11 protein-coding genes are annotated in these 12,218 nt (G+C 63.7%); 5 read left to right on the top strand and 6 right to left on the bottom strand.

All coding sequences use genetic code 11. The features are described 5' to 3' along the window. Positions 1 to 31: 31 nt before the first annotated feature. The 6 genes from hpf to ACX80Q_RS09055 all read right to left on the bottom strand — a co-directional run bounded on the left by hpf (position 32) and on the right by ACX80Q_RS09055 (position 6,806). Positions 32 to 727: a ribosome hibernation-promoting factor, HPF/YfiA family gene (hpf, locus tag ACX80Q_RS09080; protein WP_459330206.1), complete on the bottom strand. Its 696-nt coding sequence runs from the start codon at positions 725 to 727 to the stop codon at positions 32 to 34. Between the two features lie 154 nt (positions 728 to 881). After that, entirely contained in the window at positions 882 to 1,748 is an 867-nt protein-coding gene (locus ACX80Q_RS09075; protein ID WP_459330205.1) for a ComF family protein, read from the bottom strand. A gap of 134 nt (positions 1,749 to 1,882) precedes the next feature. Beyond that, a complete protein-coding gene (locus ACX80Q_RS09070) occupies positions 1,883 to 3,637 on the bottom strand; it encodes an LpqB family beta-propeller domain-containing protein (protein WP_459330204.1) in 1,755 nt (584 codons plus the stop codon). Then, positions 3,634 to 5,544, bottom strand: coding sequence for an MtrAB system histidine kinase MtrB (mtrB, locus tag ACX80Q_RS09065; protein ID WP_459330203.1), 1,911 nt, complete (start codon positions 5,542 to 5,544; stop codon positions 3,634 to 3,636). The genes ACX80Q_RS09070 and mtrB overlap by 4 nt, the downstream gene beginning before the upstream one ends. Before the next feature lie 34 nt (positions 5,545 to 5,578). Next, complete coding sequence (gene mtrA, locus ACX80Q_RS09060; protein ID WP_103464681.1) at positions 5,579 to 6,253, bottom strand: MtrAB system response regulator MtrA; 675 nt, start codon at positions 6,251 to 6,253, stop codon at positions 5,579 to 5,581. Positions 6,254 to 6,446: 193 nt separating this feature from the next. Next, a complete protein-coding gene (locus tag ACX80Q_RS09055) occupies positions 6,447 to 6,806 on the bottom strand; it encodes a hypothetical protein (protein ID WP_459330202.1) in 360 nt (119 codons plus the stop codon). Positions 6,807 to 6,848: 42 nt separating this feature from the next. Here ACX80Q_RS09055 and ACX80Q_RS09050 point away from each other — a divergent pair, with 42 nt between their 5' ends. The 5 genes from ACX80Q_RS09050 to ACX80Q_RS09030 all read left to right on the top strand — a co-directional run bounded on the left by ACX80Q_RS09050 (position 6,849) and on the right by ACX80Q_RS09030 (position 12,218). Beyond that, complete coding sequence (locus tag ACX80Q_RS09050) at positions 6,849 to 7,919, top strand: DUF7847 domain-containing protein (protein WP_459330201.1); 1,071 nt, start codon at positions 6,849 to 6,851, stop codon at positions 7,917 to 7,919. A 14-nt stretch (positions 7,920 to 7,933) separates the two neighbouring features. After that, entirely contained in the window at positions 7,934 to 8,587 is a 654-nt protein-coding gene (locus ACX80Q_RS09045) for a DUF4129 domain-containing protein (protein ID WP_459330247.1), read from the top strand. Continuing rightward, entirely contained in the window at positions 8,584 to 9,804 is a 1,221-nt protein-coding gene (locus ACX80Q_RS09040) for a DUF4350 domain-containing protein (protein ID WP_459330200.1), read from the top strand. The genes ACX80Q_RS09045 and ACX80Q_RS09040 overlap by 4 nt, the downstream gene beginning before the upstream one ends. A 155-nt stretch (positions 9,805 to 9,959) precedes the next feature. Next, entirely contained in the window at positions 9,960 to 10,910 is a 951-nt protein-coding gene (locus ACX80Q_RS09035) for an AAA family ATPase (RefSeq protein WP_459330246.1), read from the top strand. 15 nt (positions 10,911 to 10,925) lie between these two features. Further along, positions 10,926 to 12,218 carry a DUF58 domain-containing protein gene (locus ACX80Q_RS09030; RefSeq protein WP_459330199.1) on the top strand — a complete coding sequence of 431 codons (1,293 nt, stop codon included), beginning with the start codon at positions 10,926 to 10,928 and terminating at the stop codon, positions 12,216 to 12,218.

Here is a 12,218-nt window from a genome sequence, read left to right as displayed (position 1 = left end):
AATGGGCCCACGGGGAGCCCTGTGGAAATGTCTAGACGCGGGCTGGCTCATCCGGTGAACGGTAGGCCGAAATCTCTTCCACGACGTCTGCGTTGTCATCCAGGGAGATGACACCGTAGGTCCACCCCTTGCGGCGGTAGACCACCGAGGGGATGCCCGTTGCGGAATCGATGAAAAGGTAGAAGTCGTGCCCCACCATTTCCATGTTGTCCACGGCATCATCGAGGGTCAATGCTGTGGCGGGGAAAACCTTGCGACGGATCAGCACGGGCGAATCGCCGGCGGGGATGTCGTTTTCGATCTCGTACGGCAGCTTTTCTTCAACCGCAACAGGTACGCTCTGGGCGTAGATGGGTTCGGAACTGCTCACGGGAGTCAGTGAACCTGTGGCCTCGTTGACAGCAACAGGGGCGTGCCGGCCGTGGTGGACCTTCTTCTTGTCCTTGGCACGGCGGAGTCGTTCCAGTAACTTCCCGTAAGCCAGATCAAAAGCTGCGAACTTGTCGGATGCGGCGGCTTCGGCGCGGATCACGGGGCCTCGGCCCAGAACCGTCAACTCAACAGTCAGAGGGGTGTCTGCTGTGCGGGCCTTGCTCTCCTTGGAAACCTTCACGTCGACCCGCTGGACCTTGTTGGCCAGCTGTTCGATCTTTGTGAGCTTCTCGCCAGCGTATTCGCGGAATCGGTCCGAAACGCTCAAGTTGCGACCGGTGATCATGAACTCCATGGTGCCCTCCAAATATCTTCGGTGACACGGCGGCCGGCTAGCATTTGGCGCTACATTCCAGACCGCCGACGGGCGGTTTCCTCTCGGAAGAGGTACCCGTTCACTCACGTTAGTTCACTGCATGGCTTTATTCATCTTTTGTTCAAGAAAATTTTCAATCGAGTCGGTTTCGGGGGCCTATTTCGTGGCTCCCCCGGGGCGCCCGTGCCGCCGCCAGCACCGCCCCGGCACACACTCCCAAGCCCGCCATCTCCAGTGTTTTGACGGCTTCTCGCAACGTTGAACCCGTTGTCAGCACGTCGTCAACCACCACCACCGAAGCATCCGAGAGGTTCGCTCTGAGCCAAACCCGGCGCAGCTTGCTGCGCCGAATTTTCATCGTGTTACGTATGTTGCGCCGCCTGGCCGCACGGCCCAAACCCTTCTGGTGGTTCCTGCGCCAGGGCAGCTTTGCCTTGGCGCCCAAAAGGGGCACTATTGCCGCTTGGGCCGGCAACCTGCCCTCACGGTCCAGGGCCCGGAGAATCATCGCCACCGGGTCATAGCCGCGACGCCGCCAGCCGCCCCCGGTGCTGGGCACGGGTACCATCAGGAGCATGCTGGTTGTTGGCGGATCAAGCTCATCAACCAGCACGCCCATGGCACGGGCCAGGGCCCGTCCCAGGGGCGCTGCCAGCTCGGTGCGCCCATGGTTCTTGAAGGCCAGGAGGGACTCAGCCAAGGCATCCCGATACACGCCGGCAGCCACGACAGGCAACAGTGGATGTCCCAGCACCCCCACGAGCGCATCTGCTTGATGCTCGGCCCGGAAGGGTGCCGCGGTGTCCCGGCGCAGCCCGGCCGAACAGGCCGAGCACAGCACTTGGTCCTCCCGGCCGCACACCACGCATTCCGCTGGCAGGATCAGGTACAGGAAGTCCCGCCAGGCAGATTCGCCCCAGAGCCACAACCGCAGCCACAGGCGGGCCGCTGGTGCCCTGCGCCTGCCCGGCCGCCCGACCGGTCCACCCATATTTTCCATGCAACCCAGCATGGACCCCTGCGGCGCCGTCGCGCCCCGGCAGGGGGTCCATTGTGGACACAGGCTGCCTCGGCAGTGGCTGTGGATCAATTACATGCCGCCGCAGGCCCCATCACAGAAGATCGGGGCACGAACTAGCCGGCAAAGGATGCCTGGCGAAGCTCCTTGGCAGCGACTTCCCAATGGTTGCCAACGTTGCTGTAAATCTCGGTTGCCGTTTGGGCGTGCACGTTCCGAACACCGGAACCGGCACTGATCCACTGGACCCCCTTGAGTGAATCCAATTGAATGGGGCTGCGCACCAGGTCCAAAATTTCCACCGAGACCGGATCCGTTGCCGAAGGCGCCGCCACGGCAAAGGTTGACTCCCCCGCCCACACGCCAAGTGTTGCCGTTGCGCTGTGGGCGATGCTGATGGGATCTGTCAGTTCCTTGGGCACGTCACCGGTTTTGAAGATGCCGGTGAGGTTCACGGTGCTCACACCGTTGGCCTGGGAAATGACCAACGCCCGGGCCCCATCCCGGGAAATCCGCACGGCTGTGACGGTTTGCCCCACCAACCACGGCACGGTGAGGACAACAGGGTCGCCCATTTTGCCGCCCTCATCCGGGTTGATGGCGCTCACCTGACCCGAGCCGTCACCGGCGGCAGTCCAGATCCACCCATTGGGCGCGAATGACGGTGCTGTGAGGGAATTGCCGGCCACCGCCACCGTTGGCTGCTTGCCGGGACTGACCGTGTAGATCTGGTTGCCGGCACCCGAGAGGAAGGCAAAATTGTTTCCCGAATAGGACATGGCAGGTGCCGAGGGCAGCAGCGCGGCAACGGAAGCCATATTCGCGATGGGAGCAATTTTGGTGCCGTCGTAGGTGACCAGCTCGTTCTTGGCCAGCGCAATCTGGGTCGCTGAAACGGGTCTGTCGATAATCATCGGCAGCACACCCGTATCCGCCCCGCCCATGTCCACTTCACGGTCGTCTGCCAAGAGCTGCAGCTCGGTGATGGTGTTGAGGCTCTTTTGAAAGGTCATGAGCAGTTGGGCATGCATTTGCTGACGCTGGGCAACACTGGTTTCCAGAAGTGGCTGCGCCGTCAGTCCCACCTTGGCAACACCGTTGTTGACGGGCACGGAGTCACGTTCCAGGGCAATGCCACTGGGGAAGGCACTGACAACAGCCCCTTGCAAATAGGGGGCTGGCCCGTTGAGCATGGTCCTTACAATGGCTGTTGCTGTGCGCGATGTGCGCGACGCCAGCCACCGCACATCCGGGACGCCATAGGTGAAGGTGGGGTCGTAGAAATACAGCGAGACGGGGCTGAAAAGTGTTTGGAAGGTGGCTTCTGTCAGCAACAGCCCGTCGGGTGTTTCGGAAATTCGCCATTGCCCGGCCACCTGGACCATTTTGACCTCAACGCTGGTGGTGGCACCCTCTTGTGCTGGGGTGCGGACACCATCAGCATCCACGGTTGACACCACATCAAAGGTCAATACGAAGCTGTCCTTCTCCGTTCCGGGCGTGGCGGAGAACGTGTCCGTGTAGATGACTGTTCGCTGGTCAGGGGCCCACGACTGTGCCAGTCCGGGAGTCAAGTATTGCCGCGCCACCTGGAAGTCGTCCGCAATGCCCGTGCCGGATTCGATGAAGCCACGAATGATGCTTTCCTGGGACGCTCCGTCAACGGGCCCAAACTGCTGAAAATCGATGTTGACCGAGTTGTCCCGTGGCGCCAGGGGATCGCTCTTTCCCACGGGGCCGTGAGTGGGTATGGCGGCGCACCCTGCCACGGCAAGGAGCAGGACGACGACGGCCATGGCCCAGGCGGCCATCGCCCGCTGCCGGTGCGCCTGAGTCAGGTGACGCCTTGCCCCCGCCGCTGTGCTGCTCACTGTTCTGCCCTCTCCGATGAATTTCCGGAATCCTGCCCGGGGACCGACTTGAAGCTGCCCAGGGCGCCCACAACACCGATGGATCCTGTGTGGGTCATGATGGGGCCGGTGGCAAGCGAGGGTGAACGCCCTGCCCGCCCGCCGCCGTCGGGCGGAAGCGGAACGGGTGAATGCGTCAGCACCCCGCCGCGTTTGCGTGGCAGGGTCAGCCGGAAGCAGGATCCTTCGCCGGGAACCCCCCACGCCTCGAGCCAGCCGTCATGCAGTCGGGCGTCCTCCATGGCAATGGACAGACCCAGCCCGCTGCCGCCTGTTGTGCGGGCCCTGGCGGAGTCGGCACGCCAGAACCTGTCAAAGACGTGGCCCAGGGCCGAGGGCGACATGCCAATGCCGTAGTCGCGCACCGCCACTGCCACAGCGGTTTCATCGGCTGAGACAAAGATCTTCACGGGGTTTCCCTCGCTGTGCTCCACCGCGTTCAGGACCAGGTTGCGCAAAATCCTGTCGATCCGCCGCGAATCCATCTCCACAACACATTTGTGGTTGCGCAGCCGGGTCACCACGGACAGCTCGGTTGAGTTGGCCTGCGCCACGGGGGTTGCGCCGTCGATCACGGAATGGATCACGGAGAAAATGTCCAGCGATTCCGCGTCCAGATCGGCAACCCCAGCATCAAAACGGGAGATTTCCAGCAAGTCCGCCAGAAGCAGCTCAAAGCGCTCCACCTGATGGAAGAGCAGCTCCGAGGACCGCTTGTTGATGGGGTCAAAGTCGTCGCGGGCGTCGTAGAGGACCTCGGCGGCCATACGCACAGTGGTGAGCGGGGTGCGAAGCTCGTGGGAAACATCCGAGACGAAGCGCTGCTGCATGTCCGAGAGTGTGGCCAGGGCAGTGATCTGGTCTTGGAGCGAGGTGGCCATCTTGTTGAAGGAGGTGGCCAGCCTGGCCATCTCATCCTCGCCCGTGACCTGCATGCGTTCCTCGAGCTCACCGGCAGCCAATTTCTCGGACACGGCTGCCGCCTGACTGACGGGATTCACCACTGTCCGGGTGACATACCAGACAATGGCACCAATGAGCAGGAGCAGGATGCCGCCGGCAAGCCACAGCACCGATTGAATGTAGTTCAGTGTCACTTGCGCACTGTTAAGGTCGTAGATCATGTACAGCTCGTAGTTGGTGTTCAGCAACTGGACCTGGCTGCCAATCACCACCGCCGGATGGACGCCTGCACTTCCTGTGGGCAAGGCTATGGACTGCCAAAACTGGCCGTCCGAATCCGCTTGCACGGCTTTGCGCAGCTCACTGGGGATGATGGCCGTGGTGACTCCGCCGGAATCCGCGGAGCTGACAGCAAGCTTGCTGCTTTGGCCCGGAATCTTGACCATCAGGTACCTGCGGTTGTCGTCCGCACCGCCCACTTCCAGCAATTTCAAGGTGTCCCGCACATAGGTGGACACCCGCGGCTGGTCGCTCAGGCTGGCGTTGGAGAAATCTTCCTGGATCTGGGTGGCGCCCCTGGCCGACTCTTGTTGCGCCTGGATCAGGCGTTCCTTGAACAGGCCGTTGGAAATCTGACCGGCCAGGTAGCCGCCCACACCCACCACCGCCACGGATGCGATCAACAGGGTGGTCACCACCGTGCGGAACTGCAACGAGGTGCGCCAGCGCCTGGCCAGGGAGCGCCGGACCTTCCCGGCGCCACGAATGATCCGTGTCCCGGCCCTGCGCAGGCCCTGCCCCACTTTTTCCAGCACGACGGCGGTCACGGCACGGTCCGCCCCTGCCGCAACGCCAGCGTCCGGCGGGGTGGCAGCGGCGGGCTGGGATCCGTCGTCGGGCATGGAACTGCCGTTGTCCATGGCGTTCCCGCCTGAACTGTCGCCGACGGCGTTGTGGGGGCTCATTGCGTTCTCACCGGCGTGCTCCGCTGTTCAGCGCCTACTGCCCGGCCTTGTAGCCAACGCCGCGGACAGTCAAGACAACCTCGGGGGCCTCGGGGTCGCGTTCGATCTTGGAACGCAGACGTTGGACATGCACATTGACCAGGCGGGTGTCAGCGGCGTGGCGGTAGCCCCACACCTGCTCCAGCAGGAGTTCACGGGAGAACACCTGCCACGGCTTGCGGGCCAACGCCACCAGGAGATCAAACTCCAGCGGGGTGAGCAGTATCCGCTCCCCGGCCCGCCGGACCGCATGCCCGGCCACATCGATGGTGATCTCACCAATAAAGAGCGTCTCGGGTGCCTTGACATCGCCGGGGCGCAGCCGGGCCCGGACCCGGGCCACCAGTTCGGCCGGCTTGAACGGCTTGGCCACGTAGTCGTCGGCACCGGATTCGAGCCCGCGGACCACATCCGAGGTGTCCGACTTGGCCGTGAGCATGACAATGGGAACATCCGACTCGGCGCGGATCAGCCGGCAGATCTCGATTCCGTCAATTCCAGGCAGCATCAAGTCCAGGAGGACCAAATCCGGTTTGTTGGACTGGAAAACCTCAAGTGCCTTGGCGCCGTCAGCACAAAAAACGGGGTCAAAACCGTCATTGCGCAGCACGATGCCAATCATCTCGGCCAGTGCCTCGTCATCGTCAACAACTAAAATGCGTGCCTTCATGGTTCTATATTTGCCTATTACCCCCACATTGTCCCCATCGACGCTCCACAGCATGTGCACCAGCTGTGGTTTTAGGCCCATTTTGCGCCAGATTTGCGCCGTGCCCACACCATTCACACGGCAAATGGCGATCTTCCCGATAGGGTTTGAAGACAGCCACCGGAGCTGTGGATGATTTTTACTGGGGAAACTTTCAGGGAGCACAATGACGCACGAACCGCAGCAGCCGCCGGTGGAGCCACAGGGTGACGGGCAAAACGCTGGGTCCGGCCACGATCCGGCTCCCCCTGCTCCTTCCGGACAACCCGCGGCCCAGCCTTGGCAGCAGCCCGCCCAGCCCCAGTACGGCCAGCAGACTCCACCCCCGGCCCAGCCCCAGTGGGGACAGTATGGCCAGCCCGCGCAGCCCCAGTATCCGGCCCAGCCCCAGTGGGGACAGTATGGCCAGCCCGCGCAGCCCCAGTATCCGGCCCAGCCCCAGTGGGGACAGTATGGCCAGCCCGCCCCGCAGCAGCAGCCCCAGTACCCGGGCCAGCAGCCGCAGTGGGGTCACTACGGCCAGCCCGGTCAGCAGCCGGGCGGATACAACAACTACATGGCCCCACCCAAGCCTGGCGTGATTCCGCTGCGTCCTTTGGGGGTTGGCGAAATTCTCGACGGCGCCTTCCAGGCTGCCCGCCGCAATGGCAAGGCCATGTTTGGTTCTGCCCTGATCTTCCAGTTGGTGACGGTTGCGGTGACCCTGGCGGTCATGTTCCTGGCCCTGGGCCAGTTCATGACGTTGTTCACGGATAGCAATTTCACCTTCGATGAAACGAATCCGCCGGAATTCGAAGCGATGGCGGGTCCGCTGATCACCTTCTCCATCTCCATCTTGTTGACGGCGTTCCTCTCAACCATGATTCAAATGGTGCTGCAAGGTGCCATGGTGATCCCGGTGATCCGTGCAGTGCTCAATCGCAAGACCTCGTTCGGGCAGATGTGGCGCCTGGCCAAGCCTCGCATCGGTTCCCTGGTGCTGCTGGCGTTGGTGTATGCCGCCGCTGTGCTGCTGGCTATTTTGTTGTACACAGCCATTGCCGTGGCACTCGTCATGGCGTTCGGCGCCAACAGCCCCGGCGCCGCAGTGGGCTTTTCCGTGTTGGCGATCCTGCCCTTCGTGGCGGTCGGTGTATGGATCGGCACCAAGATGCTGCTGGCCCCGGCCGCGATTGTTGTTGAAAGCGTTGGCTTTTTGCAGGGCATCAAGCGTTCGTGGGTGCTGACCAACGGGAATTGGTGGCGGACCTTTGGCACCTCACTGCTGGCAGGTGTCATAGCTGCCGTGATCGGCGGGGTCATCACCACTCCCGTCAGCCTGATCACCTCCATGGTGATGCCCCTGATGACCATGGATCCCACCCCTGATCAACTGCTGACCCAGACACTGATCGCCCAGGCCATCTCGGGATTCATTGGGGCGCTGGTGGGTGCCGTGACGCTGGCCTTCCAAACGGGCGTCATGGCCTTGATCTATGTTGACCTGCGGATGCGCCGCGACGGCTTCGACATCACACTGCTCAAGGAATCCGAGTCGGCGAAGGACGACGGCGGCATCCCCGGCGCGACGCTGGCCAGCGCCCTTGGCGGCGGGCAGCACCTGCCGCCGGGAAACTTCGGACAGTAGGAGCATTGGCGCTGGTGCAGGCGGCCCTGCTCGCAGGAAGCGTCCCGGTGGTCCCGGATGCCGATGAGGCACGCCGTTGGGCACAAGAAGAACTTGCCCACAAGGCGTACCAAGATGCCAAACCAGGCTTGGCGGAACGCGTGGTGGAGTTCCTGAGGCAGGCCTTTGACGATCTGCTCAACGGTTTGAAAGTGGCCGACGGAGGCGTTGGTCTGGGCATTGTGATTGGGCTTGCCGTCATCGCCATCCTGGTCATTATTTTCATTGTCCGGCCCCAACTGAACCGGAAGAAGGCTGTTGCCGTGGCCGTCTTTACGAACGAACTCATTCTCACCAGCCAGCAGCACGCCTCGCTGGCCTCTGCGGCCGCTGCGGCGGGGGATTTTGGCACCGCCATCAGTGAACAATTCCGCGCTTTGGTTCGTTCCGGTGAAGAACGGGACATCAGCGCCATGGCCCCCGGCCGAACAGCGATGGAGGTGGCAGCCGAGCTGCAACGTGCCTTCCCCGCGCAGGCTTCCGAGCTGAGTCGAGCCGCTGACCTGTTCAACGCCGTGCGCTACGGACATTTTCCGCCCACAGCTGCCATGTACGAGGAACTTGTTGGAACCTGCCGCAGTATTGCAGGCACAAAACCCCTCTATGCGCAGGATTCGGTGTCCCCATGAGCGGCACTGAACAGGCCTTCCGGGCCGATTCGCCAAGCCCCGCCCAAGATGCCCGGCGTTGGTGGGGGAAATACCGGTTTTGGCTGATCTGCCTTGGCGCGTTCATCACGTTGTCACTGCTGGGATATTTTCTGGGCAGCGGTCCCGACAAGACCGCCGGAGCCCTCTCCATCACCAACCCGGCCCCGGCAGGTGCCCAGGCAGCGGCGTCTGTGCTGCGCCAGCAGGGGGTCAACGTCAGCGCAGCAGATTCGCTGGCAGCCGCCACTGCAGCCTTGGACGCCAACGGTCCGGGCACCAGCACTGTGTTGTTCTACGATCCCAAGAATCTGCTGTCGCCCGCCCAAGTGGCCGCCCTGTCTTTGCGGGCTAGGGAAACCGGTGCCGCACTCGTTGCCATTGCCCCGGCCCCGCTGGCACTGAAGGGCCTTGGCGCCGAGATGTCCAGTGCTGGAACCACCGCGGGCACCCCCAGTGTTGCGCCCCAATGCACGCAGCCGGATGCTGTGGCCGCGGGAGTGATCGACGGTGGTGCCGGGAACGGTGACCGGCGCCCACTGCACCTGTACAAGGGTGCACAGACGTGCTTTATGCCCTCCGGTGCGGCCGGTGGCTATTTGGCCGTGAACGGCACAGGCAGCGTGGTGGCGCTCGGCAACGCCGGCATCATCAGCAACCAGAACCTGGCCAACCGCGGCAATGCCGCCTTGACGTTGCGGATATTGGGCGGCACACCAAACCTCATCTGGTACACAGCTTCCGTGCAGGACATTCCCGTGGCGGAGCAACCACCCACCCTGTCTGAGTTCACGCCCGAGTGGATCTTTCCGGCGTCGGCCTGGCTTTTGCTGGTGGCGGTCCTGGGCATGTTGTGGAAGGGGCGCCGCAACGGGCCCCTGGTTGCAGAGCCCCTCCCCGTCGTGGTGAAATCCTCCGAGACACTGACGGGACGGGCCCGCCTGTACCAGGACGCCCGGGCCGTAGAAACGGCCACCCGGACGTTGCAGCATGCCGCTGTGTCCCGTTTGGCACACACCCTGCGGTTGGGACATGCCGCTCCCCCGGCCGCGGTAGCAGATGCCGTGGCGGCAGCCACCGGCCGCAGGCAGGCGGACGTGCACGCCTTGCTGCTTGGCCAGGCACCCACATCCGAAAAAGTCATGTTGTCCATGGCCGCAGAACTGGCGGCATTAGAGGAAGAAGTGGCACAGCGATGAGCATGCCCCACCCACAGCAAAACTACCCAGAGCAGAGCTACCCCGAACAGGGATACCCACAGCAAGGTTACCCAGACCAGCCGCCGTATCAGGCTCCCCAGCACGCGGCCGTGTATCAGGGGGCGGCGCATCTGGGGGCGGCGGGGCAGCCTGCCATGAGCCCATCAGCTGCGGCACTGTTGGCTGTGCGCGGTGAGGTGGCAAAGGCGGTGGTGGGCCAGGAGTCCACCGTGACGGGGCTGCTGATCGCCTTGCTGGCCGGTGGACATGTGTTGCTTGAAGGCGTGCCGGGCGTTGCCAAGACGCTGCTGGTGCGGGCCCTGTCCGCTGCCCTGAGCTTGGACACGAAGCGGGTCCAATTCACCCCCGACCTTATGCCTGGCGATGTGACGGGCTCACTCATTTACGATTCCAGCACCTCCGCCTTCACCTTCCGCGAAGGCCCCGTCTTCACCAATATTCTCCTGGCTGATGAGATCAACAGGACGCCACCGAAGACCCAGGCCTCACTTCTGGAAGCCATGGAGGAACACCAGGTCTCCGTGGATGGGGTGTCCCGCAAACTGCCGGCACCGTTTATGGTGGCCGCCACCCAGAACCCGGTGGAGTATGAGGGGACCTATCCCCTGCCCGAAGCACAGCTGGACAGGTTCCTGCTCAAACTCACCATGGATCTGCCCAGCAGGGATGATGAGATAGAGGTCATCCGCCGGCACAGCCTGGGCTTTGACCCGCAGGATCTGCACGCCGCCGGTGTGCGTGCCGTGGCGGGAGCGGCCGAGCTGAGCCGGGCCCGCGAAGAAGTGTCCCAGGTGGGCGTGGCAGCGGAAGTCTTGGCATACGTGGTGGACCTGGTCCGCGCAACCCGTACCGCGCCGTCGTTCCAGCTGGGTGTCTCGCCGCGCGGGGCAACGGCCGTGCTGAAGTCAGCACGCGCCTACGCGTGGTTGTCGGGCCGCGCCTTTGTGACCCCCGACGATGTCAAGGCCCTGGCACTGCCCACCCTGCGGCACCGTGTGGCCCTGCGCCCGGAGGCCGAGATGGACGGCGTTGCCGTGGATGACATCCTGCTCTCCATTCTGGCCACTGTGCCCGTTCCCCGCTGATCGGGGCGGGCGACTATGGCGATTTCGGGCAGGTTCTTCCTTGTGGCATTGGCAGCCGTGGTGCCGATCATCGCCATGCCCGGCCCCGTAACTTGGCTCCTGGCCTTGGGCGTTCTGCTGCTCATTGTGATCCTTGATGTGGCCCTTGCCGCATCCCCGCGCCAGGTGGTGCTGCGCCGCACGATCCCCTCAGGGGTGCGCCTGGGCGAGCACACCACCGCAGTGCTGCGCCTTGCCAACGAATCCGCCAGGCCGCTAAATGCTGTTGTCAAGGACGGCTGGCAGCCGTCGGCGGGGGCAAGCAACGCCCTGCAAATCGTGCGGATCCGCCCCGGCGAACGGGCCGCCCTGAGCATCACCCTGTTGCCGGCCCGCCGCGGTGACCTGCTCACCCACCATGTGACCATTCGTTCCTTTGGACCCCTGGGCATGGCTGCCCGGCAAAGCACCATCGAGGCACCAGGCACCTTGCGGGTTTTGCCGGCCTTCCATGCCAAGCGCCACCTGCCGTCCAAGTTGCGCAAATTGCGCGAACTGGACGGCAAGGCAGCGGTCCAGATCCGTGGCGCCGGCACAGAGTTTGATTCCCTGCGCGACTATGTCCGCGGCGACGATGTCCGCTCCATCGACTGGCGCGCCACGGCCCGGCGCCGCGATGTGGTGGTCCGCACGTGGCGGCCCGAACGGGACCGCCGTGTGGTGATAGTTTTGGACACCTCGCGCACCTCGGCGGCGCGCATTGAGGACGAGACCGCCCTGGACACCGGGATTGAGGCATCCCTGCTGCTTGCTGTTCTGGCCGAACGTGGTGGGGACAGGGTCAGCCTGATAGCGTACGACCGCCGTGTCCGCACGAGGGTTTCCTCCACAGGTAAGGGCAACATGCTCAACGCCATGGTGCAGGGCCTGGCTCCCCTTGAACCGGAGCTGATCGAACTGAACAACCAGGCCATCCCCGGAGAGGTACGCGCCGTCACGGCCCACCGATCCCTGGTGGTGCTGGTGACGTCCCTGGACGCCGGGGCGGCCGAGGAAGGGCTCATCCCGCTCGTGGCATCGCTGTCGCAAAAGCACGTGGTGGTGGTGGCCTCGGTGCGGGACCCGGCCGTCGATGCGGCCCGCCACGAACGGCGTACCACCACTTTGACTTACCGTGCAGCAGCAGCCGAACACGCGTTGAACCGCCGTGCAGCTATCACTGCTGTCCTGAAACAGGCCGGGGCTTCCGTGGTGGATGCGCCGCCGCAGGAGCTGCCACCGCAACTGGCGGATATGTACATCAGGCTCAAGGCCGCGGGGCGGCTCTGA

Source organism: Arthrobacter sp. HLT1-20 (genome assembly GCF_054510895.1).
This window is presented reverse-complemented; position numbering and strand designations above follow the sequence as displayed.